The organism is Rhodanobacter sp. sgz306013 (assembly GCF_057031145.1).
The window spans coordinates 17,590-43,919 of the sequence record NZ_JBXCIJ010000005.1; the positions used below are offsets into that span (position 1 = coordinate 17,590).

The 26,330-nt window shown below is 68.5% G+C and carries 21 protein-coding genes; 10 read left to right on the forward strand and 11 right to left on the reverse strand.

Annotated elements, in window-relative coordinates; translation table 11 throughout:
• Positions 1–165: 165 nt before the first annotated feature.
• Together grxD and AC2EWF_RS16450 are read left to right on the forward strand one after the other, a co-directional pair.
• Positions 166–1,065, forward strand: a complete 900-nt coding sequence (gene grxD / locus AC2EWF_RS16445; RefSeq protein WP_483640470.1) for a Grx4 family monothiol glutaredoxin — start codon at positions 166–168, stop codon at positions 1,063–1,065.
• A gap of 42 nt (positions 1,066–1,107) precedes the next feature.
• A complete protein-coding gene (locus AC2EWF_RS16450) occupies positions 1,108–2,631 on the forward strand; it encodes a tetratricopeptide repeat-containing sulfotransferase family protein (RefSeq protein ID WP_483640471.1) in 1,524 nt (507 codons plus the stop codon).
• Positions 2,632–2,731: 100 nt separating this feature from the next.
• Here the strand turns inward: AC2EWF_RS16450 and AC2EWF_RS16455 are convergent, their stop codons facing one another.
• From AC2EWF_RS16455 to AC2EWF_RS16465, 3 genes are all read right to left on the reverse strand, one after another.
• Positions 2,732–5,893: a TonB-dependent receptor gene (locus tag AC2EWF_RS16455; protein WP_483640472.1), complete on the reverse strand. Its 3,162-nt coding sequence runs from the start codon at positions 5,891–5,893 to the stop codon at positions 2,732–2,734.
• A gap of 532 nt (positions 5,894–6,425) precedes the next feature.
• Positions 6,426–7,742, reverse strand: coding sequence for an aspartyl/asparaginyl beta-hydroxylase domain-containing protein (locus AC2EWF_RS16460; RefSeq protein WP_483640473.1), 1,317 nt, complete (start codon positions 7,740–7,742; stop codon positions 6,426–6,428).
• Positions 7,743–7,853: 111 nt separating this feature from the next.
• Positions 7,854–8,645 carry an AMP nucleosidase gene (locus AC2EWF_RS16465; protein WP_483640474.1) on the reverse strand — a complete coding sequence of 264 codons (792 nt, stop codon included), beginning with the start codon at positions 8,643–8,645 and terminating at the stop codon, positions 7,854–7,856.
• A 165-nt stretch (positions 8,646–8,810) separates the two neighbouring features.
• Here AC2EWF_RS16465 and AC2EWF_RS16470 point away from each other — a divergent pair, with 165 nt between their 5' ends.
• Together AC2EWF_RS16470 and AC2EWF_RS16475 are read left to right on the forward strand one after the other, a co-directional pair.
• The gene (locus AC2EWF_RS16470; RefSeq protein WP_483640475.1) at positions 8,811–9,755 is read left to right on the forward strand and encodes a DegV family protein; all 945 of its coding nucleotides are present in this window, start codon (positions 8,811–8,813) and stop codon (positions 9,753–9,755) included.
• A 23-nt stretch (positions 9,756–9,778) separates the two neighbouring features.
• Complete coding sequence (locus tag AC2EWF_RS16475) at positions 9,779–10,414, forward strand: DUF4124 domain-containing protein (protein WP_483640476.1); 636 nt, start codon at positions 9,779–9,781, stop codon at positions 10,412–10,414.
• Positions 10,415–10,423: 9 nt separating this feature from the next.
• Here the strand turns inward: AC2EWF_RS16475 and AC2EWF_RS16480 are convergent, their stop codons facing one another.
• Positions 10,424–11,206 (reverse strand): SDR family oxidoreductase, encoded by a 783-nt coding sequence (locus AC2EWF_RS16480; RefSeq protein WP_483640477.1) that lies wholly within the window; start codon positions 11,204–11,206, stop codon positions 10,424–10,426.
• An 81-nt stretch (positions 11,207–11,287) separates the two neighbouring features.
• On the opposite strand from AC2EWF_RS16480, the gene AC2EWF_RS16485 reads away from it, so the two are divergent.
• Both AC2EWF_RS16485 and AC2EWF_RS16490 read left to right on the forward strand, forming a co-directional pair.
• Positions 11,288–11,512, forward strand: coding sequence for a hypothetical protein (locus tag AC2EWF_RS16485; protein WP_483640478.1), 225 nt, complete (start codon positions 11,288–11,290; stop codon positions 11,510–11,512).
• Positions 11,513–11,579: 67 nt separating this feature from the next.
• Entirely contained in the window at positions 11,580–12,401 is an 822-nt protein-coding gene (locus AC2EWF_RS16490) for an ABC transporter ATP-binding protein (protein ID WP_483640479.1), read from the forward strand.
• Positions 12,402–12,479: 78 nt separating this feature from the next.
• Here the strand turns inward: AC2EWF_RS16490 and sppA are convergent, their stop codons facing one another.
• Positions 12,480–14,390, reverse strand: a complete 1,911-nt coding sequence (sppA, locus tag AC2EWF_RS16495; protein WP_483640480.1) for a signal peptide peptidase SppA — start codon at positions 14,388–14,390, stop codon at positions 12,480–12,482.
• Positions 14,391–14,515: 125 nt separating this feature from the next.
• On the reverse strand, positions 14,516–15,928 hold the full coding sequence (locus AC2EWF_RS16500; protein WP_483640481.1) for an MATE family efflux transporter: 1,413 nt from the start codon (positions 15,926–15,928) through the stop codon (positions 14,516–14,518).
• A 109-nt stretch (positions 15,929–16,037) separates the two neighbouring features.
• Between AC2EWF_RS16500 and AC2EWF_RS16505 the strand changes: the two genes are divergently transcribed.
• The 3 genes from AC2EWF_RS16505 to AC2EWF_RS16515 all read left to right on the forward strand — a co-directional run bounded on the left by AC2EWF_RS16505 (position 16,038) and on the right by AC2EWF_RS16515 (position 21,082).
• Entirely contained in the window at positions 16,038–17,183 is a 1,146-nt protein-coding gene (locus AC2EWF_RS16505) for a DUF3667 domain-containing protein (RefSeq protein ID WP_483640482.1), read from the forward strand.
• Between the two features lie 401 nt (positions 17,184–17,584).
• Positions 17,585–19,762, forward strand: a complete 2,178-nt coding sequence (locus AC2EWF_RS16510) for a primosomal protein N' (protein WP_483640678.1) — start codon at positions 17,585–17,587, stop codon at positions 19,760–19,762.
• Between the two features lie 45 nt (positions 19,763–19,807).
• A complete protein-coding gene (locus AC2EWF_RS16515; RefSeq protein ID WP_483640483.1) occupies positions 19,808–21,082 on the forward strand; it encodes an NAD(P)/FAD-dependent oxidoreductase in 1,275 nt (424 codons plus the stop codon).
• 156 nt (positions 21,083–21,238) lie between these two features.
• On the opposite strand, the gene rpoH is transcribed toward AC2EWF_RS16515, so the two are convergent.
• Positions 21,239–22,096 carry an RNA polymerase sigma factor RpoH gene (gene rpoH, locus AC2EWF_RS16520; protein WP_483640484.1) on the reverse strand — a complete coding sequence of 286 codons (858 nt, stop codon included), beginning with the start codon at positions 22,094–22,096 and terminating at the stop codon, positions 21,239–21,241.
• 257 nt (positions 22,097–22,353) lie between these two features.
• Between rpoH and AC2EWF_RS16525 the strand changes: the two genes are divergently transcribed.
• A complete protein-coding gene (locus AC2EWF_RS16525) occupies positions 22,354–23,037 on the forward strand; it encodes a Fe2+-dependent dioxygenase (RefSeq protein ID WP_483640485.1) in 684 nt (227 codons plus the stop codon).
• A 4-nt stretch (positions 23,038–23,041) separates the two neighbouring features.
• Here AC2EWF_RS16525 and ung read toward each other — a convergent pair whose 3' ends face one another.
• From ung to ftsE, 4 genes are read right to left on the reverse strand one after another with little or no spacing between them, the layout of a single operon-like run.
• Positions 23,042–23,740, reverse strand: a complete 699-nt coding sequence (gene ung / locus AC2EWF_RS16530) for a uracil-DNA glycosylase (RefSeq protein WP_483640486.1) — start codon at positions 23,738–23,740, stop codon at positions 23,042–23,044.
• Positions 23,737–24,579, reverse strand: a complete 843-nt coding sequence (locus AC2EWF_RS16535) for a response regulator (protein WP_483640487.1) — start codon at positions 24,577–24,579, stop codon at positions 23,737–23,739. The genes ung and AC2EWF_RS16535 overlap by 4 nt, the downstream gene beginning before the upstream one ends.
• Positions 24,580–24,610: 31 nt before the next feature.
• Positions 24,611–25,585 (reverse strand): permease-like cell division protein FtsX, encoded by a 975-nt coding sequence (gene ftsX / locus AC2EWF_RS16540; RefSeq protein ID WP_483640488.1) that lies wholly within the window; start codon positions 25,583–25,585, stop codon positions 24,611–24,613.
• The gene (gene ftsE / locus AC2EWF_RS16545) at positions 25,585–26,262 is read right to left on the reverse strand and encodes a cell division ATP-binding protein FtsE (RefSeq protein ID WP_483640489.1); all 678 of its coding nucleotides are present in this window, start codon (positions 26,260–26,262) and stop codon (positions 25,585–25,587) included. Before ftsE ends, ftsX begins: the two co-directional genes overlap by 1 nt.
• Positions 26,263–26,330 lie beyond the last annotated feature (68 nt).

The window sequence follows — 26,330 nt, forward strand, 5'->3', positions numbered from 1 at the left end:
CCGTGATCAGTACTGCGCGTGAACCTCTCCATCGATGACGACCCGCATCCATCGGCCGCGCTGCCTACCGTCCGCGCCATGCTCGCCGCACCGCCCGCAGCTTGAAGCCGGCCGGCGGTGCCGGCATATCGGCAGTATCATTGCGTGTCCCCTCCGGAGTTCTCCATGTCCCTCGACGCCACCACCCGCGAACGCATCGAATCCCTGCTCAAGAGCCATCGCGTGGTGCTGTTCATGAAGGGCCACCGCTTCCAGCCCGCCTGCGGCTTCTCCGCCGCCGCCACCAACACGCTCAACGAACTGCTGCCGGACTACCACACGGTGAACGTGCTGGAGGACCCGGAAATCCGCGAAGGCATCAAGGCCTATGGCGACTGGCCCACCATCCCGCAGCTCTACGTAGAAGGCGAGCTGGTCGGCGGCGCCGACATCATCCGGCAGATGTACGGCAGCGGCGAACTGCACGCGCTGTTCGGCCTGGCCGCACCGGACCGCACCCCGCCGGAGATCACCATCACCGACGCCGCCGCCAAGGCCATCCGTGAGGGCACCGCGAACGCGCAGGGCCTGGCGCTGCACCTGGAGATCGGCCCCGACCACAGCGCCGGCTTCCAGCTCGCCCCGGCCGGCGAGCACGACATCGTCGCCCGCGCCAACGGCCTCGACGTGCACTTCGACCCGGCCAGCGCGCAGCGCGCCAAGGGCATCGTGATCGACTGGGTCTCCACCGTGCAGGGCGAGGGCCTGAGCCTGAAATTCCCAGGCGCGCAGGAAGTGAAGTCGATGGACGTGCAGGAGCTGCAGCAGCGCCTTGCCGCCGGCAGCATCACCCTGGTCGACGTGCGTCCCGCCGCCGCCCGCGCCCAGCTGCCCGCACTGCCGCAGGCGCGCATCCTCGAGGACGAAGGCTACGAGGCGCTCGCCGCCCTGCCCAGGGACACCGAACTCGCCTTCATCTGCCAGCGCGGCATCTCCAGCCAGGGCGTCGCCGAACGCTTCGCCGCGCACGGCTTCACCAACGTGCACAACGTCGAAGGCGGCATGCAGGCGTGGCACTCAGCCTGACCCATGTCTCCGCCTCCCACATCCGCCCCTATCGGCCAGTTGATGGCTGAAGCTGGCAGGGCGCTCGGCCAGGGCAGGCTTGATCATGCCGAGCGTGCGCTGACGCAGGTGCTGGCTGCACAGCCCGCGTTGGCCGACGCGCAATACCTGTATGGCGTTGCCTGCCTGATGGGTGGCCGCGCCGGCCAGGCTGCCGACTGGCTGCGCAGGGCTGTAGCGCAGCGGCCCGACGACGCCAACATGCGGACTTACCTGGGCTGCGCCCTGCACGATGCCGGCGCCCTGGACGAAGCGCTGGTCCACCTGCGTCGCGCCTGCGAACTGGCGCCGGGGCAGGCGTCGAACTGGTACAACCTCGGCAAGGCGCTGAAGCAGCGGGGCCAATTGCGCGATGCCGACGAGGCCTTTCGCCACACGCTGATGCTGGACCCGCGACACGCGCTGGCACGCATCGGCGTGGCCGACATCGCCACCATGCAAGGCGACATCCCGCGCGCCGTGGCCGAATACAGGCATGTGCTGCGCTTGCAGCCCGAACGCGCCGAGGCGTGGCACGGGCTGGCCAACCTCAAGACCGAGCCATTGAGCCCGACCGATGTCGGACAACTCCGCGACGCCCTGCGCCTGCCGGGCATCCAGCCCGAGGTGCGGGTGATGCTTGGTTTCAGCTTGTACCGGGCACTGGAGGACCAGCACGATCACGCCGGCGCCTTCGAGGCGCTGCACCAGGCAAATGCGGACAAGCGCCGCCTGGTGGAATGGGATGCCGCTGCGGAACACACGAAGATCGACCGCATCATGGACGCGTTCCGCGGGCCTTTGCCGGCACCGATGGATCCGGCGCTGGGCCACGAAGTCATCTTCATCGCCAGCATGCCGCGCTCGGGTTCCACGCTGGTCGAGCACATCCTCGCCACGCACCCCGACGTCGAGGGCGCCAACGAAATCCCCGACCTGCCCCAGGTCATCGAGGACGAGTCGCGCCGCCGTGGCCAGCCCTTCCCGCAGTGGGTGGCCGCAGCCACCGCCGCCGACTGGCACCGGCTGGGTAAGGACTACCTCGCCCGCACCGAACGCTGGCGCAAGCAGCGCCCCCGCTTCACCGACAAGAACGTCGCCAACTGGCCGCTGCTGGGTGCCGTGCGCCTCATGCTGCCCGGTGCGAAGATCATCCATTGCCACCGCGACCCGGTGGAAACCTGCTTCTCCTGCTATCGCCACCTGTTCCGGCATGGCGTGCACTACAGCTACGACCTAGCCGAGATGGCCAGGCACTATCGCGACTACGCGCGACTCAGCGCATTCTGGCTGGTACGCCATCCACGGCACGTGCTCGATTTACCGTACGAAACCCTGGTGCAGGAACCCGAGGCGCAGATCCGCCGTCTGCTCGCCTTCTGCGAACTGCCTTTCGATGCAGCCTGCCTCACTCCCCACCGGACCCCGCGGGAAGTGCTCAGCACGGCCAGCGCAGCGCAGGTGCGCAAACCCATCCGCGCCGATACGGCGCACAGCGCACCGTATCGGCAGTGGTTGCAGCCGCTCCGCGATGGATTGACGCATTGAAACGGACAAGGCCGCCGGTTGCCCGGCGGCCTTGTTGGTATCTCTGCATCTCGGCAAGCAATGCCACCGACTTGCGGTGGCATTGCGTGGAGGTTGTTGCTTACCAGTCGTACTTGACGCTGAACTCCGCGTAGCGCGGGGGTTCCACGGCGTAGCCGGCCACCCCGCCGAATGGCAGCTTGTAGGCGGTGTCTGGCGCACCACCCACGCCGTCGTGGGTAACGACGTAGGCCGTGTCGTTCTGCTCGTTGAACACGTTCTGGACCTGCACCTGCAGCGTCAGGTGCTTGCCGGCCCACTCCGGGATGTAGCTGACCGAAAGGTCGAGCTTGTGGGTCCAGGGCGTACGGCCTGCGTCACCCGGCCGCGACGGCATGCCGTTGCACCAGTGGTAGGCCTCGCCGTAACCGTCTACATCGTTCTGGCCCGGTCCCCAGGCGCCAAGGCAGGTGATGGGCGCGCCCGACTGGACGATGTACAAGGCGCTGACCAGCCACTCGGGGGTGATCGCGTAGGTGCCATAAGCCTTCAGCGTGTGGCGATGCGAATTCGGCAGCTCGCCGTTCGAATACTGCATCAGCGCGGGGAAGTCCCAGGCCTCGCTGATCGAGCCGGACTGGCCACCACCCGCGGCGGCAGACGCGTTGCTGGTCTGGCCGAGCGGCGAGTAGGTCGGGCCTTCCGTGGTGCCGTAGCTCTTGGCGAACACGTAGTCGATCTTGCCCATCCACTTGCCGTCCCACGGATGCTCGAGGGCTTCTTCCAGGCTGTAGTACTTGCGGAACGCCTTGGGGAAGCCGGTGACAAACCCGTCGGACGCCGTGTGCGGGTTCCAGATGTAGGTCTTGTAGGTGCCGTCGTTCGCCAGGTAGCGAATGGTGTTGCTGCGCCCGGGGTTGACCAGGATGTCCGTCTGGTACGCGGTCGGATTCGCGTCGGCAGGCGCATTGGGGACCGTGCCGGTGTCGTCGATGATGTTGTTCATCTTCGAGTAAGTGGCCTGCGAGGTCCACACCAGCGACTGGCCAAACGCGTTGAGCGTCTTCTGGAAGCCCAGCACGTACTCGTCCTGGTACATCGGCTTCAGGTCCGCGGCGGCGATCGTCTTCGGGTCCTTCGGCGTGCCGTACTCACCGTCGGGCGAGAACGGCGTCGCGCTTGTGGCAACCTGGGTCAGACCCTGCGGAATGCCGTTCGCATCGACGGACGAGTAGGTGTAGTACTGGTTGATGTACGCATTGGCGCCGGCCATGCGCACGCCGAGGCCCGTGGGCAAGGCAAGGTAGTAACGCCCCACGTTGCCGTACAGCTTGGCGCTGCTGTCGCCGAAGATGTCCCAGCTGAAGCCCAGGCGCGGCTGCCACTGCGGCTTGGTTTCCCGGATATAAGGCTGATTGCCGGCGCTGTAGTTGGTGAACTGGTCGTTGCGCAGGCCGAGGTTCAGCAGCAGGTTCGGCGTGACCTGCCAGTTGTCTTCGACGTATTGCGCCTTCTGCTCCACCGTGAACGATGCCACACCGCCATACGTCCGCTTGACGACGTAGTAGCTGTTGCCGCCCACCGGGGCGCCATTGGGGTAGTTGACTGGGTTGCTGACGCACTGGTTCAGTGCGTTGCACAGCAGGGTAGGCGAAGAGAAGTTCGCCGAGCCTTCCTTGCTGTAGATCCAGAAATACCCCGGACCAGCGCTCTTGCTGCCGTCGCTGATGTCCGTGCTGCGCATGTTGTCGATGCCGAACTTCACGTCATGATCGCCCAGCTTCCAGTCCAGGTCCAGACGGAAGTTGTTTTCGCTGGACTTGTGGCCCGGGGAAGGGATGGTGGTCGAATTGTTGTTGAAGTTACCGGTGCCCGGAACGGTCGGGTTCTCGTTTGAAACGCCCCTCACGCCCGCCAGCGCCGGGTCGAAACCCGGGTAGGCCAACTGCTGGCTGAAGTACGTGCTCTTCATCTTGCCGGCCAGCACGCTCAGCGTGAGGTTGTCGGTGATGTACGAGGTGTACTTGAGGATGCCGATGTCGAACTTGCTCGAGTACAGCGGGTTGTTGATGCCGTGGAAGCCACCCACGGTGTTCGTGCTGTAGTCGTAGTTGTAGGCGTTGTTCGAGAGGTCTTCGAGCTTGCTCGAGGCGTAGGTGCCTTCAAGGACGTTGCTGTCGTTGATGTTCCAGTCCAGCTTGCCGTAGAACTTTGGCAAGGTGGTGCTGCGCGAGTTGTACAGCGGCGAATCGACCGAGCCGGTGGTCTTGCGGCTGTCGTGCTGGGCCTCGGCCGTGATGTAGAAGAACAGCTTGTCCTTGATCAGCGGGCCCGAAACGTAGGCGTCGTAGACCGTGCTCCAGTCCTCGTTCCGGTGGCGATTGACGAATATGTCGCCGGGCATCTGCCCCGCCGTGGTCGACGCCGGATTCACATAGTAGATATTGTCGTAGGTGCTCTGCGCCCAAGACGGCGCCCAGGTGACATAGGCGCCGGCGTGGAACTCGTTGCCGCCGCGGTGGCCGATCTGGCTGATCACGCCGCCGGTGGAGCGGCCGTATTCGGCGCCGTAGCCCGAGGTGATGGTCTGCTGTTCGGCGATGGCGAAGTACGGCAGGGCGATACCGCCCGCGTTGCCCACCGGATCGGTGGTGTTGAAGCCGTTGATGTAGTAGGCGTTCTCCGCCGTCGAGTCACCGCCGAAGGAGATCAGCGGGGTACCGGCCGGGCCGGTGCCCAGGCTGGCGTTGCCGCCAGCGACGCCAGGTGCCAGCACGGCGATGGACTCGGCGTTGCGCGCCAGCGGCAGCTGTTTCAGCTGCTCGGCGGTGATCACCGAGGTCTGGCGGGTGGAGGACACGTCGATCGCCGGCAGCGAGTTGGCCGTGACCGTGACGCTGGAGAGATTCTGTACGTTCTTGCCGCCTTCAGCCGCGGCGAACGGCACCTGCGTACCGCCGCTGACGCTCACCGTCACATGGCTCTTCGTTGCAATGGTGTTGCCGCCCTGCATCAGCGACACGGTGTAATCGCCTACCGGCAACTGGTTGGCGCCATAGCGACCGTCGCTGCCGACCGCCACTTCGCGGGTCAGGCCGGTCTGGTTGTTGACGATGCGAACCGTCTCGCCCGCCGCTACCGGGGCGGTGCCGTAGACCGAACCGGTGGTGGCCTGCGCCAGCACCTGCCCAGACAAACCGATGCCCGCGGCGATGGCCAGAGCCAGCGCGGTGCGACGCGCGGTGGAGCGACGCGCCCCGTTGTTGAACTTCATGGAATTCATGAGATTGAAAACTCCCCAGTGGAAATGACGACAATCCTTCCGATTGCGGGCAGACACGGTGTCTGTCTGCCTCTGTCCGGCCCCCCGCGCAAGGACTCAATGCGCACACCCATTTGGAACCATACGCATGTCTAGCTGCAGCAACCGCATTGCACCCAGCGTATCGCCGGCAGCGCACCGACAGTAGACATTTGTCTAACGCAAAGTCAACAAACAAGAAATCACGATTTACTCTTTATAAACCAGCCGTTTACGCAAATTTTTTCGATATTTCGAAATAAACGATATATGTTGCGTGATTGCGCAAAATTACGCGCCAATGGCCGCACCGCAACATGCCACCCCCGCATCGGCATGAGCTATGTCATTGCATGAAATGACATGCACCGTCTTGCCCAGGCGGCAATCTGATCGGCCATGCTGTTTATGTGAAACGTCGCTTCGTCCGCACATATTTGCGGCAACAACGTTCGCGAAATATCGGGCAACCGCAGTCAGCAGATGGCCCATCGCCTTGACCGGAGGCCGCGCCTCACTCCCCGGGCAACCCGCAACTGCGGTTGAAGTCACCGATGCCGGCGACCAGGGTGGCGACGGCATCGCGCTCCGCCGCGCTCAAGTCGGGGTTCCAGCAGTCCATGATCAGCACCACGCGGGTCTCCTCGCTGCGGTTCCACGCTTCGTGCTCGAAGGTGTCGTCGAAGGTGACGCAGCGGCCTTCCCGCCACTCGTGGATCTCCCCGCCCACGTTGAGCGCGCAATCTTTCGGCACGATTAGCGGCAGGTGGGTGACCAGGCGCGTGTTGGTGACGCCGCGGTGGGGCAGGATGTGGGTTCCGGGCCGCAGCACCGAGAACAGTGTCTCCGGGCCGTGTTCGCGGATCCGTGACAGCGGCATCCGCTCGATCAGCGCAGTGGTTTCCGGGCAGGCTTCGCAGTGCGCGTCGTAGCGTTGCCCGTGGCGATAGAAGAAATAGGCGTCCCAGGCCGCCTGCTGCACGCCCGAGCCGCGCAGCATGGTTTCGAGTTGTTCCCGGGAATCGGTCCTGAGGAAGGCTTCCAGGTCCCGCGGCCGCTCCAGTACCGCGCGCAGCTCCGCGCGGACCGCGGCCGTGCCTGCCTCCAGCGCCTCGAACTCGGGGAAGCGCCCGCGCGGGTAATAGGTCCGGCTGGGGATGCCGGGAAAGTACAGGAATTTCGGCTGCTGCCGCGGATCGGGCAGGTCCGCCGGGCGCTCGTGCAGGTAGATCGCAAGACATTGCTCGACTCGGCGCAGTTCCGAGCGGCCGTAGCGTTCGCGCAGCGGCTCCAGCATGCCGTCGAACAGTGCGCGCCGCCCGGCGTCCACGTAGCGCATCGCGTGCTGCACCGCCGAGCGGATGCCGGGCGCGGTGGTCGCGTCGCCGCGCCAGCGACCCTGCGCCTGGGCCGCGGTGATCGCCGCGAAGTAGGCCACCAAGGCGTCGTGCGACCGCCCGAGCTGCTCCAGCGCCACGCCCAGCCGCAGGCGGGCCACGAACATCCGTGGCGCCAGCACCAGCGCCTCGCCCAGGTCGACGACTGCGCCCGCGTGGTCCGCCAGCGCCATCCGCACCGTGCCCAGCTGGTGCAGCACCCCTGGCTCCCCCGGATGGGCACGATGCGCCTGCTGCAGGAGTTCGATCGCCCTGGCGGCTTCGCCGCGATCGAAATGGCGCGCTGCCAGGAACTGCAGCGCCTCCAGATCGGCGGGCGCGCTGTCCAGCACGCGGGCGAAGGATTGTTCCGCCAGCGCCGCGTCACCGCGGTCCAGCGCGGATCGCGCCCGCTCCCGCAAGTCCGCCACCGGGTCCGTCTGCCGCTCTGTCATCACGAACTCCAGCCTTCGCGCGCTGCTCCCGGCCTCCCGGGCAAAGCGCAGGTGATCGGCAGGGAACGACCGCCCGACGCAAGCGGGTCACCTCGCGCGGACGGGCCCGCCTCACTCGCCCTCGCCATCCTCCTCGAAGCGCAGGTGCTTCACGCTGCGACCGTTGCGGCGGACCAGCTTGAGCGCCTCGATGCCGATGCGGATATGCGCCTCGACGTATTTCTCGGTGACCTTGCGGTCGCTGGCCTCGGTCTTCACGCCTTCGGGGATCATCGGCTGGTCGGAGACCAGCAGCAAGGCGCCGCAGGGGATCTGGTTGGCGAAGCCGGCAGCGAAGATGGTGGCGGTCTCCATGTCCACCGCCATGCAACGGGTGCGCCGCAGGTAGGCCTTGAACTGCTCGTCGTGCTCCCAGACCCGGCGGTTGGTGGTGTAGACGGTGCCGGTCCAGTAGTCGTGGCCGAGGTCGCGGATCATGGTGGAAACGCCGCGTTGCAGCTGGAACGCGGGCAGCGCCGGCACCTCGGGCGGCAGGTAGTCGTTGCTTGTGCCCTCGCCGCGAATCGCGGCGATCGGCAGCACCAGGTCGCCGATCTGGTTCTTCTTCTTGAGCCCGCCGCACTTGCCCAGGAACAACGCGGCCTTCGGGCCGATCGCGCCGAGCAGGTCCATCACGGTGGCCGCGTTGGGGCTGCCCATGCCGAAATTGATCAGGGTGATGCCGTCGGCGGTGGCGTTCGGCATCGGGCGGTCGCGGCCTTGCACCTCCACGCCGTGCCAGTCGGCGAACAGGTCCACGTAGTGGCCGAAGTTGGTGAGCAGGACATGCTGGCCGAACTGCTCCAGCGGGGTGCCGGTGTAGCGCGGCAGCCAGTTGGCGACGATCTCTTGCTTCTCTTTCATGCGGTCTTGCCTTGTGCGATGGAACCTCCGCTCCGGCGGAGGGTGCCGGCGACGCCGCGCCGGCGGGGGCCTCGTGGTTTCCCCCTCATTATGTATGCAGGTGCCGGCCGGAATCCGGCGCCTTCGCGTGTTATGTTGCGATCGCCATTCTGAGGGGGATGACACATGCGCATGGGGTTGACCATGGACGCCGCCTGCGACCTGCCGCAGGCCTTTCTTGAAGAGCACCACATCACGGTGCTGCCGATCACCGTGAAGGTGGACGGCGAGACCTTCATGGACGACCGTGACCCGGCGGAGATCCAGCGCTTCATCAACCGCCGCCTCGGCGGCCGCAGCCACTCGGCGGAAACCGAGCCGACCACGGCGGAAGAGGTGCAGCAGCTGTTCCTGGGGCGCCTGGTGCTGGAGCAGGACTGCGTGTTCTGCCTCACCATCACCGCCACCCGCAGCCCGATCCACGACAACGTGGTGCGCGCCAGCTTCGCGGTGCTGCGCGGCTATCGCGAGGTGCGCGAACCGGCCGGCATCCCCGGCCCGTTCCTGTTGCGGGTGATCGACACCCGCAACATCTTTGCTGGCGCCGCGCCGGCGATCTGGGAAGCGGCGCGGCTGATCGCCGCCGACGAGGCGCCGGCCACGATCCGCGAGCGGCTCAACCACGTCGCCAACCACAGCTACGGCTACATGCTGCCGCGCGACCTGTACTACCTGCGCGCCCGCGCCAAGAAGAAGAACGACCGCAGCGTGGGCCTGTTCAGCGCGATGCTCGGCTCGGCGCTGGACATCAAGCCGATCCTGCGCTGCTTCCGCGGCGAGACCGGCCCGGTGGGCAAGGCGCGCGGCTTCGAGCAGGGCGCGCAGCAGCTGTTCGACTACGCCGCCGCCCGCGTGCGCGCCGGGCTGCTGGTGCCGATGGTCTGCGCCAGCTACGGCGGCGACCTCGCCGTGCTGTCGCACCTGCCCGGCTATGCCGGCCTGCGCGCGGCCTGCGAGGAATGCGGCGTCGCGCTGCTGGAGGCGCCGATGAGCATCACGGGCATGGTCAACGTGGGCGAAGGCGCCGTGACGCTGGGCTTTGCCGCCGAGGATCACGAAGCCGTGTTCTGAGCCTCGGTTCGCCGGAAGGAACGATGCCGCGTCTGCCTGCCCTGCCCGCCTGCCTCGCGCTGCTTTGCGCCGGCCTGCCGGCGCGCTGCCCCGCGCAGACGGTCTACAAATGCAGGGGAACGCACGGAGAAGCGAGCTACCAGTCCGCGCCTTGCCCCGGCAAGCAGCTCCAGCGGCAGATCACCCTCGACGCGCCGCCGGCACCCGAACCTGCGCCGACACCACCTGCGCCGGCCGCCAGCGCACCACCCAGTGTCGCAATGGCGCCGGAGCCGCCGCCGCCCACCGCACCAATACCCGTCCTGTACCAGTGCGTGCGCGCCACCGACGGCAAGCGCTACATCAGCACCACCGGCACCCCGCCGGGCTACTACGCGCCACTGGGCATCGTCGGCGTGCCCACGTCCCTGGCGCAGCAGTACAACGCGGCCAACCGCATGGGCCGCGACCAGCCCAATGCCGCGATGGTTTCCGGCTATTACACCTTCGTGCAGGATCGATGCCGCGAGATGAGCGCGGAAGAAACCTGCGCGGCGCTGCGCAAGGACTGGAGCGATAACGAACACAAGCTCGGCCGTGCCTTCAAGAGCGACCAGCCGCCGCTGCTGAAGCGCGAGGCCGAACTGCGCGTGCAGCTGCAGGGTTGCGGCGGTCCCTGAGGGGAAAACTCAGAAGCCGTAATTGAGGAAACCGCCGTCCACGCCCAACACCTGGCCGGTGATGTAGCTGGCCGCAGGCAGGCACAGGAAGGCGATCGCCGCGGCTACTTCCTCCGGCTCGCCGATGCGGCGCAGTGGCGTGCGGTCCAGCACTTCCTCCAGGTAATCCTCGTCGGCCAGCGCGGTGTCGGTGCGCTGCGTACGGATGTACCACGGCGCCACCGCGTTGACGCGGATGCCGTCCACCGCCCACTCCGCGGCCAGGTTGCGGGTGAGCTGGTGCAGTGCGGCCTTGCTCATGCCATAGGGCGCGCCGGTGCGCACGTGGGTGATGCCGGATACCGAACCCACGTTGACGATCGCCGCGTTCGCGTGCTGCACCAGCTGCGGATGCGCCAGGCGACACATCTCGAAGGCGGCAAACGTGTTCAGCTCGAAGATCGCGCGATAGTCGTCGTCGCCGTACTCCAGCGCCGGCTTCGGCACATTGCCGCCGGCGTTGTTGACCAGCAGCGACAGCGGCAGGCCGAGGTCGGCCACCCAGTCGAACACTGCGAGCCGATCCTCCGCGTCGGCGAGGTCGGCGCCCAGCGCATAGACCTCGGTGCCTTCGTGTTCGTCGGCCAGCTCCACCCGTACCTGCTCCAGGTAGTCTTCGTCGCGAGCCACCAGCAGCAGGTTCGCGCCCAGTCCGGCCAGCTCGCGCGCGGTGGCGTAGCCGATGCCTTTGCTGGCGCCGGTGATCAGGACGGTGTGGCCATGCAGCTGCCAGGCGTCGATGCGGCTGTTCATGGGGGAAGCTTACACGATGACCTTGCCGCAGCGGCCTTGCAGCGGGACACTCGACGCCTGCCGACCAACGGGGACCGCGCGATGAAATCCATGCTGATGCTGCCGTGCCTGCTCGCCCTGGCCGCCTGTTCCGGCAAGCCGCCGACGCCGCGGGCCGCCGCGCAGCCCGCGGCCGCCGCCAGCAGCCGCGTGGCCACGCCCTGGGATGCGATGAAGGCCGACGAGCAGCGCGCGAAGGACGTGCAGAAGGTCGTCGACAAGCAGGCCGCGGACCAGCGCAAGCAGATCGAGGCGCAGGCGCAGTAACGCCGTTTGGCCGTCTCGACGTCCGGAAGCCTTGCCGGCCAGCGCGTTTGCCGGCATCGTGCCGTGCATGAATGTCGATACCGCCCACGTCCCCGCGCCCGCGCTGCTGGAGGTCGACGCCGCCACCGTGCTGCGCAGCGGCCGCCCTGCGCTGGATCGGTTCAGCCTACGCGTCGAGGCCGGCAGGCACACCGCGATCCTCGGCCCGAACGGCTCGGGCAAGTCCACCCTGGTGCAGCTGATCGCGCGCCAGCTCTACCCGCTGGCACCGGACGAAGGCCGCAGCCCGGTGCGGATATTCGGTCGCGAACGCTGGAACGTGGCTGAGCTGCGCCGCCTGCTCGGCATCGTATCGCCCGCGCTGCAGAACGACTGCAGCAGCGACCTGTCGCTGGAAGTGTTCGAGACGGTGGTCTCCGGCTTCTTTGCCGCGCGCGGCCTCGGCCCGGATCATCGTGTGAGCGACGGCATGCGCGAACGCGCGCGCACGGCCCTGCAACAGCTGGGCGCCAGCCACCTGATCGGCCGCGAAATGGCCAGTCTGTCCACCGGCGAGGCACGCCGCGTGCTGATCGCCCGCGCCCTGGTGCATCGCCCGCGCGCGCTGCTGCTGGACGAACCCTGCGCCGGGCTGGACCTCGCCGGCCGCCGCCGCTTCCTGGAGGATCTGCGTGTGCTGGCGCGCGGCGGCACCACCTTGCTGCTGGTGACCCATCACGTGGAGGAAATCCTCCCGGAGATCGGCCAGGTACTGCTGCTGAAGGACGGTCGTGTGCTGTGCCAGGGCGGCAAGACGGCCATGCTCAGCGACGAGGCGTTGGGCGAGACCTTCGGCATGCCGGTGCGCGTGACGCGGCACGGCGACTGGTACGCGGCGGCGGTGATGTGAGAGCGTCCCCGCGCCCGAATGCTCCCGGCTTCGATCAAACGCCCGGGCATTCGCGCGCAGGGTACGCTCCCGCAAGGGTCAATGCGGCGAGCAGAAACAGTACGCGTAGATGTTCGGCGCACCGGCCTTCGCGTCGCGCAGCAGCGACAGCTCCGGTGCCAGCGCGTGGATCTGCGCGAACCACGGCGGCAACCGCACGCCCCAGGACCGCAACAGTTCGACGCCGGCGTTCTGGCTGAAGCCGACCATGAAGCGCTCGAACGCGCCCAGCGGCGCCTGCTGGTAGCGCACCGGGTAATCCTTGCCCAGCTTGGCGAGGCTGGCGGCCTCGGCCACCGCGTCGCCCTGCCCGCCCAACTGGTCGACCAGGCCGCGCTCCAGCGCCTGGCTGCCGGTCCACACGCGGCCCTGGGCGATCGCGTCGACGGCGTCGAAGCTCTTGCCGCGCGCCTTGGCCACGCCGCCCACGAAATCGCGGTAGCCCTTGTCGATGATCGCCTGGATCACCGTGCCCACCTTGGGATCCAGCGGGCGCGTGATGTCGAAGGCGCCGGCCATCGGCCCGGTGGCCACGCCGTCGCTCTGGATGCCGAACTTGGCCAGCGTGTTCGGCACCGTGTAGTACATGCCGAAGATGCCGATCGAACCGGTGATGGTATTCGGCTCGGCGAGGATGCGATCGGCATTCATCGAGATCCAGTAGCCACCGCTGGCGGCCACGTCGCCCATCGACACCACCACCGGGATGCCGGCTTCGCGGGTGAGCTCGACCTCGCGACGGATCTGCTCGGCGGCGTAGACCTCGCCGCCGGGCGAGTCCACGCGCAACACCAGCGCCTTGGTGCGTTTGTCTTCGCGCGCGGCGCGGATCAGCGCGGCGGTGGATTCGCCGCCGATCGAACCCGGCGGACGCTTGCCGCCGGCGATCTCGCCCTCGGCGACAACCACGGTCACGCCCGGCGCGAACGGGTGGTCGTCCCCGGGCAGGTCGGCGACGTACTGAGCCAGGCCCACGGCGCGGAAACCGTGGCCGTTCTTCGCAGCGGGCACGCCTTGCGCGTGCAGCATCGCGATCAGCTGGGCGCGGGTGGCGGTGCCGTCGATCAGGTGCTCATCCAGCGCCAGCCTGGCGAGGTCGCCCCGGGTGCTGGCGATGGTCTGCGGCAGGTCGTCGATGTCGGCGCGCAACGCCGCAGGGTCGAGCTTGCGCAGCTTCGCCACCTCGGCGAGGTATTCGTCCCACAGCCCGCCCATCCAGTAGCCGTCGGCCTGCTTCGCCGCGGGCGACGCGTGGTCGAGGATGAAGGGTTCGGCCGCGCTCTTGAACTGGCCCACGCGGAACAGGTGCACGTCCACGCCGAGCTTGTCGAGCAGGTCCTTGTAGAACAGCCGGTAGTTGGCGAGTCCGGTGAGCAGCAGGCTGCCCTGCGGATCGAGCAGCACGCGGTCGGCATGCGCGGCAAGGTAGTACTGGCCCTGGTCAAGGTTCACCGCCCAGGCGATCACCGGCTTGCCGGTGGCGCGGAAGCGGTCCAGTGCCGCGCCCACCTCGCGCAGTGCGGCAAAGCCACCCGCGTGCAGCTCGTCCGGCAGCAACAGGATGCGGCTGATGCGCTTGTCGCGGGCGGCGGCGTCGATCGCGCCCACCAGGTCACGCAGTTGCACCTGCTGCGGCTTGTTGCCGGACAGCCCCGCCAGAGCACGCTGCAGCGGCTCGATGCTGTACTGCTCGACCAGTTGCCCCTCGGGCTTGAGCACCAGCACGCTGTGGTCCGCCACGGTGTGCGACGCGCGGTCGCCGGCAATGCCGCCGGCGACCAGCAGGAGCACGACCAGCAGCAGCAAGAAGAACACCGCGTTGACGATCAGCAGCCGCACCACGTTGATGCCGCGACCGATGCCGCACAACACCGCCCAGAAACCATGCCGGTTCGGCGGCGGGGTGGCGGGTGACGGTGCGGGGCGGGACGGCATCGGCGGCGGTGGCATCGGCGCGGGTTTCCTCGTGGGTTCGCGCTAGCCTAGAAGTTCGGGCGTCAGAAAGCATCCGGGTGGCAGTGCCCGCCGTGCGGCGAATGTTTCCGCCATCCCGGCTCCCGGCCGCCCGCACGGCATCACGTCATGCCGGGAGCGACCGGTATCGGCACCTCCGCCGCACCCGGTGCGTGCCGGCGCCAGCGTTCACGCCAGGCGCTGCGCCAGAAGCGCGTGAACAGCATGGCGGCCGCCACGCTCAGGCCTGCGATCAGGCCCATCCACATGCCGCGCGCGCCGAGACCATGGTGGAACGCCAGCCACCAGCCGACGGGCATGCCCACGCCCCAGTAGGCGAAAAGCGTGATCGCCATCGGCGCGCGGGTGTCCTTGAGTCCGCGCAGCGCGCCGTTCGCCGCCACCTGGATGCCGTCGGAGAACTGGAAGACACCTGCCAGCACGATCAGCTGCGCCGCCAGCGCGATGACCTTGTCGTCGTGCGTGTAGAGCGAGGCGATGAAGTGCGGCAGCGCCAGCATCAACGAGGCCGAGACCAGTTGCGTGAGCAGGGTCAGGCCGATGCCGCAGAAACCGGCGTAGCGCACACCGCGCGCGTCGCCGCGGCCCACCGCATTGCCCACCCGCACGGTGATCGCCATCGCCAGGCCCAGCGGGATCATGAAGAACAGGGCGGCGACATTGAGTGCCACCTGGTGGCTGGCGATCACGTCCTCGCCCAGCGTGCTGAGCAGCAGCGCCGCGGCCACGAACAAGCCACCCTCGGCCAGCAGGGTCACCGCCATCGGCGCGCCGATGTGCAGCAGCGAGCCGATGCGCCGCCAGTGTGGCCACTCGAAACGTTCCAGCAGGTTCAGTCCGCGGTAGTTGCGATGCTTCAGCACGTAGGTGCCGAAGCCCAGCATCTCCAGCCACAGCACGGTGGCGGTGGCGATGCCGCAACCGTGTGCGCCCTGCGGCGGGATGCCCAGCTTGCCGAACATCAGCACATAGCCCAGCGGCACCAGCAGCACGAGGCCGCCGAAGCCGAAGAACATCGACGGCCGGGTCAGCGACAGGCCCTCGGACAGGCCGCGCAGCGCGAAATAGCAGGTCAGCGCAGGGGCACCCCAGCTGATCGCGGACAGGAAGCGCTCCACGTCGTGGCGCAGCCTGGGCGTCACCCCGATCAGGTCGATCAGCGGCCCGGCATGGCGCACCGCGAACCACAGCAGCGCGCCCATCCCCAGCGCCAGCCACAGCGCCTGGCGGAACACGCCGCCCACCTCGCTGCGCCGCCCGGCACCGTCCAGCTGCGCCACCGAGGGCGGCACCGCCATCATCACGCCGATGCCGCTGACGATCGCCAGCGACCACAGGTTGGCGCCCACCGCCACCGCGCCCAGCACATGGGCACTGACGTGGCCGGACAGCACCGCGTCGATCACGTTGCTGCCGACCGCGGCGAGCTGCGCCAGGATCAGCGGGAGGGCGAGGCGCACGGTGGCGCCGATCTCGTGCCGCACGCGGGCACGCTCGGGGCGTAGCGGTTTCATGGGGTGGGACTCCGACGGGCGGTCATTCTACCCGAGCCTTCCGGCAGGGCTGTCGCGCGCGGCGGGCTGTGCCAAGATCGCGCGCTGCGGCGGAATCGAGGGGTACGCAATGAAGTCACTGGTCAGCCACGAAGGTCTGCACTGCGCCAACTGCGGCACGCCACTGGTGGGCGAGTACTGCCACGAATGCGGCCAGTCCGTGCACAGCGTGCTCAAGCCGATGCACCACATGGTCGAGGAGACGGTGGAGACGGTGCTGCACATCGACAGCCGCATCCTGGATACCCTGCCGCCGCTGTTCCTGAAACCCGGCTTCCTCACCCTGGAATACTTCGCCGGCCGCCGCGTGCGCTATATCGCGCCGTTCCGGTTGATGTTCGTGCTGTGCCTGCTCAGCTTCTTCGTGCTGCACCTGGCTACCTCGGAGGCGATCAGCCACAGCATCGAGCAGCGCCAGCACCACGTGCTGCTCGACCGCGGCGCCGATTTCGCGCAGGCCGGCAGCGCGGCCGAGGTACGCGAACTGCTCGACGAGAAGGACAACGCGCTGAATGCCGTGCAGACGTTCGGCGATGATGCAATGGCCGAGCAGGCAAGCGCCGCGAAACAGCGGCTGCGCACGGCCGCCAACCAACGGCTGGCCGAGCTGCACGCCCAGCCTCTGCCCCCGGGGTACGCCACCGCTGCGCCGATCACCCGGACCGAGAGCAGCAAGCCGGTGCAGATCGCCTGGCTGCCCGATTTCGCCAACCAGCGGTTGAATGCGGTCCGCCAGCACATGCTCGACAACTGGCACGCCTTCCGGCACGGCGACGCGGTGAGCCGCGAGGCCGCCAAGGACCGCATGGTCAACGGCGTCTTCGGCAACCTGCCGGGCGCGATGCTGGTGCTGGTGCCGGCGTTCGCGCTGCTGCTGAAGCTGTTCTACGTGTTCAAGCGGCGGCTCTACATGGAGCACCTGATCGTGGTGCTGCACAGCCAGGCTTTCCTGTTCCTGTGGCTGCTGCTATGCATGCTGCTGAGCATGTTCACCAACTGGCTGAAACCGCATGCGCTGTGGGCCACCTCTCCGCTGAACTGGCTGGAGTGGGCCCTCGTGTTGTGGGCGCCGATCTACCTGCTGCTGACGCAGAAGCGGATCTACCGGCAGGGCTGGCCGATGACCCTGCTGAAGTACTGGTGCATCGGCTGGTGCTACTTCTGGCTGGTTTTCCTCGTACTGATCTGCGCCTTCGTACTGGGCCTGGCGCACTGAGCGGCCCGCTCCGCGGCAACCGGTGCCGCAGCGATCCGGCCGCGGTTTTGCACAGCGTCACCCCCCTGTCAAGGCGTGTCATGCAGCCCGGGCGCTGGATGAACGGCCACCGACCGCGAACCGCAAGTTGCTGATATGGAAAACGTTTTTTACGTGACCAAAACGTGTCCAGACTGTCGCGAAGGGCGCCGCCATGCGCTTCGGCGCCCTTCGTCCCCGCGCCATCCACAGACTTGTCCACAGGCTTTGTGGATAAGCGGAAAAATCTGCTCAGCTGAGTGACTTGCGCCTGATTCCTCGATCCATGGGCAGCATGTCTCCGCAAGCCTCGTTCCGTCCGCCGCTTGCGCGGAGAATGCGGTCTCGGCGCGGCCGGGCATCCCGTTAAACTTGGCGCCATGATGCCCGCCATCCTGCGCGTCGCCCTGCCGGTTCCCCTGCCCACCCTGTTCGACTACTTGTCCCCCGTCACCGACAGCGCGGTGCAACCGGGCAGCCGGGTGCTGGTCCCGTTCGGCCGCGGCCAGTCGGTGGGCGTGGTGGTTGCCACCGGCGTGGAAGCCACGGTGGACACCGGCAAGCTGAAGCGTGCGCTGCGCCGGCTCGACGACGAACCGCTGCTCGACGCCGAGCTGATGCAGACCCTGGCCTGGGCCGCCGACTACTGGCTGGGCGCGCCCGGCGAGGCCTATGCCAACGCACTGCCACTGGCGCTGCGTGAAGCGGCGCCGCTGCCGTCGCTGGGCGAGGAATACTGGTCGCTTACCACGGCCGGACGCAGCGCCCTGGATGCCGGCTGCCGCCGCGGCGGCAGCCAGGCCCTGCTCGCCGAACTCGGCGCGGGCCCGCTCGGTGCCGCCGAACTGGACGCCTGCCTGCCCGGCTGGCGTGCCGCTGCGCGCCGGCTGCTCGCGGCCGGCCTCGTCGAACGCGGCGAACGCAGGACCTGCCATGCCGTAGCGACCCGCGCCGCGCCCGCGCTGAGCGGCGAGCAGCAGCGGGCCGTGGCCGCGGTGGCCGGCGATCTCGGCCGCTATCAACCCTTCCTGCTCGACGGCGTTACCGGCAGCGGCAAGACCGAGGTCTACCTCGCCCTGATCGAGCGCGTCCTGGCGCAGGGGCGGCAGGCCCTGTTGCTGGTACCGGAGATCGGTCTGGCCCCGCAGACCTTGCGCCGCCTGCGCGAACGCCTTGGCGTGGCGGTGGAGGTGATCCACTCCAACCTCGCCGAAGGCGAGCGCGCGCGGGCGTGGCTGCGCGCCCGTTCGGGCGAGGCAAAGGTCATCCTGGGCACCCGTTCGGCCGTGTTCACCCCGCTGCCGCAGGCCGGCCTGATCGTCGTCGACGAAGAGCACGACAGCGCCTACAAGCAGCAGGAGGGCTTCCGCTACCACGCCCGCGATCTCGCCGTGGTGCGCGCCCGCGCGCTCGGCGTGCCGGTGCTGCTGGGCTCGGGCACGCCTTCGCTAGAATCGCTGGCCAACGTGGAGGCCGGCCGTTACCGCGCGCTGCACCTGCGCGCCCGCCCTGCCGCCGTGCGGCCGCCGCAGGTGCAGATCATCGACATGCGCGCGCAGCGGCTGGAGCACGGGCTCTCGCCCGCCCTCCTCGCCGCGGTGGCCGAGACGGTGGGACGCGGCGAGCAGGCGCTGGTATTCAAGAATCGCCGCGGCTACGCACCGGTGCTGCTTTGCCACGCCTGCGGCTGGCACGCCGACTGCCCGCGCTGCGATCGCCCGCTGACCCTGCACGCCGGCCGCCGCATGCTGGCATGCCACCACTGCAGCCACCATGCCCGCCCGCCCGCCGCCTGCCCCGCCTGCGGCGCCACCGGACTGAAGCCGCAGGGCCAGGGGACCGAACGGCTGGAGGAGGCGCTGGCCGCCCGCTTCCCCGAGGTGCCGGTACTGCGCATCGACCGCGAGACCACGCGCCGCCGCGATGCCTTCGAGCACCTGCTCGACGGCCTGCGCGACGAAGCGAAGCCGGCGATCCTCGTCGGCACCCAGATGCTGGCCAAGGGCCACGACCTGCCCCATCTCACCCTGGTCGCCATCGCGGGCGTGGACGAAGGCCTGCTCAGCGTGGACTTCCGCGCCAGCGAACGGCTGGCGCAGCAGCTGGTGCAGGTGGCCGGACGCGCCGGGCGCGCCACCCGCCCGGGCCGCGTGCTGCTGCAGACCCACCATCCCGACCATCCGCTGCTGCGCCAGTTGCTGGCGCAGGGCTATGCCGCCGCCGCACAGAGCCTGCTCGCCGAACGCCGGCAGAGCATGCTGCCGCCGTATGCGCACCAGGTGCTGCTGCGCGCCGAGGCGATGCAGCGCGCCGCGGTCGACGCCTTCCTCGCCGAAGCCTGCAATGCACTGCCGCCGGGGCACGGCCTGCAGGTCGCCGGCCCGATGCCCGCGCCGATGCCGCTGCGCGCCGGACGCCAGCGCGGCCAGCTGCTGCTGGAGGCCGCGAACCGCCGCGAGCTGCACGCCGCGCTGCGGCCCTGGGCCGCGCAGCTTGCGCGGCTGCCCGCCGCGCGCAAGGTGCGCTGGTCGCTGGACGTGGATCCGATCGATCTCTATTGAGAACTCACGCACAGGGTGCGCTCCCGCACAACCATGGAAACCGCCATGCCCGACGCACTCCCCCACATCGTGATCCTCGGCGGCGGCTTCGCAGGGCTCTCCGCCGCCCGTGCACTGGCCCGTGCGCCGGTGCGCATCACCCTGGTCGACCGGCACAACCATCACCTGTTCCAGCCGTTGCTGTACCAGGTCGCCACCGCGGGCCTGTCGGCGCCGTCCATCGCGGCGCCCCTGCGGCAGATCCTGCGTCACCAGCGCAACGTCACCGTGCTGATGGACGAGGTCACCGACATCGACCTCGCGCAACGCCGCGTGCAGCTCACCCGCGAACGGCTGGACTACGACCGGTTGCTGGTCGCCACCGGCGCCGCGCACGCCTACTTCGGCCACGACGACTGGGCTGCCGATGCGCCCGGACTGAAATCGCTGGACGATGCGCTGGCGATACGGCGCCGGGTGCTCACCGCGTTCGAACGCGCCGAACAGGAAGACGATCCCGCCCGCCGCCAGGCCTGGCTCAACTTCGTGGTGGTGGGCGGCGGCGCCACCGGCGTGGAGCTGGCCGGCACCCTGGCTGAAATCGCGCGCCACACGCTCCACGGCGAGTTCCGCCGCGCGCAACCGCGGGCGGCCAAGATCCTGCTCGTGGAGGCGGGGCCGCGCGTGCTGGCCGCGTTCGATCCCGCACTGTCGGCCAAGGCGCAGCGGCAGCTGGAGCGCCTGGGCGTGCAGGTACGCCTAGGCCAGGCAGTGACAGCGGTGGATGGCGAGGGTGTCACACTAGGCAACGAGCGCATCGCTGCGCGCACCGCGCTGTGGGCCGCCGGCGTGGCCGCCTCGCCGTTGGGCCGCATGCTCGGCACGCCGCTGGACCGCGCCGGCCGCGTGCAGGTGCAGAACGACCTCTCCCTGCCCGGCCATCCCGAAGTATTCGTGCTGGGCGACCTCGCCGCCGTGCAGCAGGACGGACACTCGGTGCCGGGCGTGGCACCCGCCGCCAAGCAGATGGGCCAGCACGCGGGCCGGCTCATCGCAGCCCGTCTGCGTGGCGACAACCGCGCGGTGTCCTTCCGCTACCGCGATGCGGGCGCGCTGGCGACCATCGGCCGCATGGCGGCGGTAGCCCAGTTCGGCCGGTTGCGGCTTTCCGGTCTGCTCGCCTGGTGGGTGTGGCTGGGCGCGCACATCTGGTTTCTGATCGGCTTCCGCAACCGGCTGGTGGTGATGCTGGACTGGGCGATGGCGTACTGGACCCAGGCGCGTCACGCGCGGATCATCACTGGCGGGGAAGAAGACCAGAGCAAAAAGATACCCAGGTAAACCTGCCTATCCCTCTCCAGTTCTCCGCTGCATGCCTGGGAGCGCGCAAACGAAACGGCCCGCCAGGGCGGGCCGTTTGCAATCACAGGTTTTGCCGGGACGTGCGGCCATGGATCGCCGCTATTGGGTCTTCGCGCTCAAGGGCGAACGCACACATCAAGCCTCGAACAGCCCGCGCATCTTCTTCATCGCGTTCGCCTCGACCTGGCGGATGCGCTCGGCGGAGACACCGTATTCGTCGGCCAGCTCCTGCAGCGTGGCCTTGTCCTCGTCCAGCCAGCGGCGCTGGATGATGTGGCGCGAACGCTCGTCCAGCTTCTGCAGCGCGCTGGACAGCGTGCTCAGCTGGTTGTCGCTCTGGTCGGCCTCGGCCACGTTGTCGTACGGGTCGGCGCCTTCGTCGACCAGGAAGGCCTCCGGTGCGGGCTTGGCGTCGTCGTCGGCATCCGCCGGCGCCTCGAAGCCGATGTCGCGGCCGGACAGGCGCGACTCCATCTCGCGCACGGTCGCCTCCGGCACACCCAGATCCTGCGCCACGGCGCTCACCTCGGCCGCATTCATCCAGCCCAGGCGCTTCTTGCTCTTGCGCAGGTTGAAGAACAGCTTGCGCTGCGCCTTGGTGGTGGCGACTTTCACGATGCGCCAGTTCTTCAGGATGAACTCGTGCATCTCGGCGCGGATCCAGTGCACCGCGAAGCTCACCAGGCGCACGCCCTGGTCGGGATCAAAACGCTTCACCGCCTTCATCAGGCCGATGTTGCCCTCCTGGATCAGGTCGGCCAGCTGCAGGCCATAGCCGCTGTAGCCGCGCGCCACGTGCACCACGAAGCGCAGGTGCGACATCACCAGCTTCTTGGCCGCGGAGAGGTCCTCTTCCTCGTTGTAGCTGCGCGACAGCGCCTGCTCCTCTTCCTGGCTCAGCACCGGGATGCGGTGCACGGCCGAGATGTAGGCATCCAGGCTGCCGACCACGCTGGGCAGCGACAGATTGGTGGTCGCCAAGACTTGGGACATGTGAAACCTCCGGTACAAGGGCTTCAGGTTAGCACTCCGGTGGTTGGAGTGCTAAAGCCGCAAATGGTTCACGGCTTTTAATGGACTGTATCGTACAGAAATACTGATCGCTTGTCCATCCTGCGCGCGGCACCGGTACCGGGCATGGGCCGTTCGACAGGGGTTGAAAACAAGCGCACGGCGGGGTGCACGCGCGTGTCCAGTCGTGGCCCCTTCACTACAATGCCGGGACAAGCCATCTGAAAGGGGGAGTTCACTTGATCGTCTGTGTACCCGATGTATTGACGGCCCAGGAGCTCGCTGCGATCCGCACCGAACTGCAATCCGCCCCCTTCGTCGACGGCTCCGTCACGGCCGGCTGGTCGGCACGCACCGTCAAGAAAAACCAGCAGATCGACACCGGCAGCGCGAGCTATGCGCGGATGGCCGACATCGTGCGCGCCGCCTTCCAGCGGAACGCGCTGCTGCAGGCAGCGCTGCTCCCGGCGGCCAACACCCAGCCGCTGTTCAACCGCTATGCCGGCGGCATGGAGTACGGCGCGCACGTCGATGCCCCGGTGATGGGCAGCCCGGGCAGCGCGATACGCACCGACATCGCAATCACCGTGTTCATCTCGGATCCGCTCAGCTACGACGGCGGCGAGCTGGTGACGCATGCCAACGGCGGCATGGAATACAACTTCAAGCTGGACGCCGGCGCCGCCATCGCCTACCCGGCCAACACCTTGCATCACGTCAACCCGGTGACCCGCGGCGTGCGCGACGCGGCCATCATCTGGGTGCAGAGCATGGTGCGCGACTCGGCTCGCCGCGAACTGCTCTGGGATCTGGAAAGCGCCAAGCGCGACATCTTCGGCCGGGAAGGCAAGAGCCAGGCCTTCGACGCCGTAAGCCGCTCGCACGCCAACCTGCTGCGGATGTGGGCCGAGGTGACGGGCTGAGCGGTCAGCCGGGCAAGGCGGCGCGCGGCGGCAGCGACCAGTCAATGGCCGCCTGTCCGTGGCTTTCCAGATAGCGGTTGGCCGCGGAGAAATGCCCGCAGCCGAGGAAGCCGCGGTGGGCGGACAGCGGCGACGGATGCACGCTCTTCAGCACGCAGTGCCTGCGCGTGTCGATCAACTGGCCCTTGCGTTGGGCGTAGCTGCCCCAGAGCATGAACACGATGCCCTCGCGCTCGCGGTTGAGCGCGTCGATCGCCGCGTCGGTGAAGCCCTCCCAGCCCTTGCCCTGGTGTGATGCGGCCTGTCCGCGCTCGACGGTGAGCACCGCGTTGAGCAGCAGCACGCCGCGATCGGCCCAGGGCGTGAGGCAGCCGTGGTCTGGCGGCACGATGCCGAGGTCGCGCTGGATCTCCTTGAAGATGTTGACCAGCGAGGGCGGCACAGGCACGCCGGGACGTACCGAGAAGCACAGGCCATGTGCCTGGCCTGGGCCGTGGTAGGGGTCCTGGCCCAGGATCACCACGCGCACCGCCTCGAACGGCGTGTGTGCGAAGGCATTGAATATCTCCGGCCCCGGCGGGTAGATCGTCTTGCCGGCGCGCTTCTCCGCACGCAGGAACTCGGCCAGCGCCCGCATCTCGGGGCGCTCGAGGTACGCGCCGATGCGCGCCTTCCACGAGGGCTCCAGCCGCACCTCGCTCATGCGGCGGCACCACGCTGGCGCAGGTGCCGCGCGACGCGCAGCTGGAACAGCAACTTGGTGACCAGCAGCTTTTCCTCGACCGGCTTCTCTACCAGGTCGTTCGCGCCGGCCTTGATCAGCGCGGCCTGGTTCGCCGGATTCTCGTCGCCGGTCATCACCAGCACCGGCAGCCGGCCCTTGCCGTAGCCGAAGTCCTTGCGGATGCGTTCGAGCAGGTCGCCGCCGGTGAGCTCGCCCTTCAGGCTGACGTCGGTGAGCACCACGTCGGCGCCCACCTCGCCACGCACTTGCGCGGTCTCCAGCAGCGCCAGCGCATCCTCCACGCTGATCACGTGGTGCACGGTGAGACCGTACTTCTCCAGCATGCGGCGGGTGGCCAGCGCCACCACTCGGCTGTCCTCCACGTACAGCACCTCGCCCTCGGTGCTGCCCTCTGGACGCACGTAGCCGCGGATGAACTCGGCCAGCGCCTGGAAACCCAGCGACTTGTCAAAGTAGTCGGTGACGTCCTCGCCCAGGGTACGGCGATGCAAGCGGTCGTCCACGTCGCCGGAAACCACCACGATCGGCACGTAGGTCTGCGGCGCGGATTCGCGCACGAAGCGCGCGAGCTCGAGCCCGTCGATGTCGGGCAGGCGCAACGCGACGGTGATGAAGTCGAACACCCCCTCGGCCAGCAGTTGCTGGGCCTCGCCGCCGCTGCCGCAGCCCACCACCTCCACGCCCGGCAGCTCGGTCTGCAGTACGCGACCGATGAGCTGCCGCACCATCTTGGAACCATCGACCACCAGCACGCGTGGCGCCGTGCTGACCAGCCGGTTGCTGATGCTCGTACTCATGCCCCGCCCGTATGCCCCCGCCCGCGCCCGCTCAGGCCATCTTTCGCAACTGCCAGGCGCTCACCAGCCGCGCCCCCAGCCAGCCCAGCGCCGCGGCCGCCGGCGGCACCGCCAGCAGCAGCCACGCCGGCAGCCCCCCGATGTGCAGCTTGCCATCATAAGCCTGGCTCAACCGTGCCACCGGTCCGCTCAGCGCGAATTCGATCGCCAGCGCCAGCAGCGCCGCGAGGATGCCGCTGAACAGGCCGTACCAGATGCCGGCATACAGGTAGGGCCGGCGCACGAAGGCGCCGCTGGCGCCCACCAGCAGCAACACGCCGATCTCCTCGCTGCGGCTGGCGATGTCCACCCGCACCGTGTTGCCCACCACCAGCAGGGCGGCCAGCGCCAGCATCAGCGCCAGCGCGATCACCACGCGGTCACCCACGCCGAGCAGCGCATCCAGCCGCTGCCGCCAGGTGCCGCTGTCCTGCACCTGGGCCACGCTGCGCAATTCGCGCATGTCGCCCACCAGCCGCTCCACCGCTGCGGCATCGAGGCCCTGCTTCGGCTGCACCATCAGCACCCAGGGCAAGGGATTCTGGTCCAGCGCGTCCAGCGCGCCGGAGAAACCCTGCAGCTTGGCCAGCTCGTCCAGTCCCTGCTGGGGGGTCTTGACCGACACCGACGCCACGTCGGAGCGGTCACCGAGCTGCTTCACCAGCAACTGAGCCTGCGACTCGCCCTGGTCCGGCTGCAGGAACACGTTGATCGCCTGGTCCTGGCCCAGCGCGTGGCCGAGCTGCTGCACGTTGCCCAGCAGCAGGTAGAACGCCAGCGGCAGGGCCAGCGCCAGGCCCATCACCGCGATGGTGAGCAGGCTGCCCAGCGGGCGGCCCGCGAGCCGGCGCAGGCTGGCCGCAGCGCTCCAGCCGTGGTGCTCGCGCCAGCTGGCCACGCGACGGGCGTGGCTGGCTTCGTTGCGCGGCGACGCCTCTGCATCGCGGCGGACATCGGCGGCTGCCATCACAGCACCTCCTCGGCGGCAAGGTCCGCCACCAGCCGGCCATGGTCGAGCACCACCACGCGCTTGCGCATGCGTTTGATCAGCGGCAGGTCATGGCTGGCGATCAGCACCGTGGTCCCCACCTGTTGGAACTCGGCGAACAGGCCCATGATCTCCACCGCCAATTGCGGGTCGAGGTTGCCGGTAGGCTCGTCGGCGATCAGCAGCGACGGCCGCCCCACGATCGCCCGCGCGATGCCCACCCGCTGCTGCTCGCCGGTGGACAGCGTGGCCGGCAGTTGGCGCTCGTAGGACAGCAGGCCCACCTTCTCCAGCGCGGCGCGCACGCGTCGGCCGCGCTCCTGGCGCGCAATCCCGGCAATGGTCAGCGGCAGCTCGACGTTGGCGAACACCGTGCGGTCCATCAGCAGGCGATGATCCTGGAACACCATGCCGATGCGCTGGCGCAGTCTGGGAACGCCGCGACCGCGCACCTTGGCCAGGCTCTGGCCGTCCACCGTGATGATGCCGTGGCTGGGCCGCTCGATCACGCCGAGCAGCTTGAGCAGGGTGCTCTTGCCGGCGCCGGAGTGGCCGGTGATGAAGGCCATTTCGCCCGTGGGTATGGTGAAAGAAAGCTGCGAGAGCGCCTCGTGGCCGCCCTCGTAGTGCTTGCTCACCTGCTCGAACTGGATCACCGCGCGTCCCCGCCGCTGCCTGCCGTATTCCGGCAAGGATACGGGATGCAGGCGCGCAGGTCGCCTCG

Coding starts and splice junctions, on each gene's coding strand:
- grxD (WP_483640470.1), top strand. CDS start 166: ATGTCCCTCGACGCCACCACCCGCGAACGCATCGAATCCCTGCTCAAG.
- AC2EWF_RS16450 (WP_483640471.1), top strand. CDS start 1,108: ATGGCTGAAGCTGGCAGGGCGCTCGGCCAGGGCAGGCTTGATCATGCC.
- AC2EWF_RS16455 (WP_483640472.1), bottom strand. CDS start 5,893: ATGAATTCCATGAAGTTCAACAACGGGGCGCGTCGCTCCACCGCGCGT.
- AC2EWF_RS16460 (WP_483640473.1), bottom strand. CDS start 7,742: ATGACAGAGCGGCAGACGGACCCGGTGGCGGACTTGCGGGAGCGGGCG.
- AC2EWF_RS16465 (WP_483640474.1), bottom strand. CDS start 8,645: ATGAAAGAGAAGCAAGAGATCGTCGCCAACTGGCTGCCGCGCTACACC.
- AC2EWF_RS16470 (WP_483640475.1), top strand. CDS start 8,811: ATGCGCATGGGGTTGACCATGGACGCCGCCTGCGACCTGCCGCAGGCC.
- AC2EWF_RS16475 (WP_483640476.1), top strand. CDS start 9,779: ATGCCGCGTCTGCCTGCCCTGCCCGCCTGCCTCGCGCTGCTTTGCGCC.
- AC2EWF_RS16480 (WP_483640477.1), bottom strand. CDS start 11,206: ATGAACAGCCGCATCGACGCCTGGCAGCTGCATGGCCACACCGTCCTG.
- AC2EWF_RS16485 (WP_483640478.1), top strand. CDS start 11,288: ATGAAATCCATGCTGATGCTGCCGTGCCTGCTCGCCCTGGCCGCCTGT.
- AC2EWF_RS16490 (WP_483640479.1), top strand. CDS start 11,580: ATGAATGTCGATACCGCCCACGTCCCCGCGCCCGCGCTGCTGGAGGTC.
- sppA (WP_483640480.1), bottom strand. CDS start 14,390: ATGCCACCGCCGCCGATGCCGTCCCGCCCCGCACCGTCACCCGCCACC.
- AC2EWF_RS16500 (WP_483640481.1), bottom strand. CDS start 15,928: ATGAAACCGCTACGCCCCGAGCGTGCCCGCGTGCGGCACGAGATCGGC.
- AC2EWF_RS16505 (WP_483640482.1), top strand. CDS start 16,038: ATGAAGTCACTGGTCAGCCACGAAGGTCTGCACTGCGCCAACTGCGGC.
- AC2EWF_RS16510 (WP_483640678.1), top strand. CDS start 17,585: ATGCCCGCCATCCTGCGCGTCGCCCTGCCGGTTCCCCTGCCCACCCTG.
- AC2EWF_RS16515 (WP_483640483.1), top strand. CDS start 19,808: ATGCCCGACGCACTCCCCCACATCGTGATCCTCGGCGGCGGCTTCGCA.
- rpoH (WP_483640484.1), bottom strand. CDS start 22,096: ATGTCCCAAGTCTTGGCGACCACCAATCTGTCGCTGCCCAGCGTGGTC.
- ung (WP_483640486.1), bottom strand. CDS start 23,740: ATGAGCGAGGTGCGGCTGGAGCCCTCGTGGAAGGCGCGCATCGGCGCG.
- AC2EWF_RS16535 (WP_483640487.1), bottom strand. CDS start 24,579: ATGAGTACGAGCATCAGCAACCGGCTGGTCAGCACGGCGCCACGCGTG.
- ftsX (WP_483640488.1), bottom strand. CDS start 25,585: ATGGCAGCCGCCGATGTCCGCCGCGATGCAGAGGCGTCGCCGCGCAAC.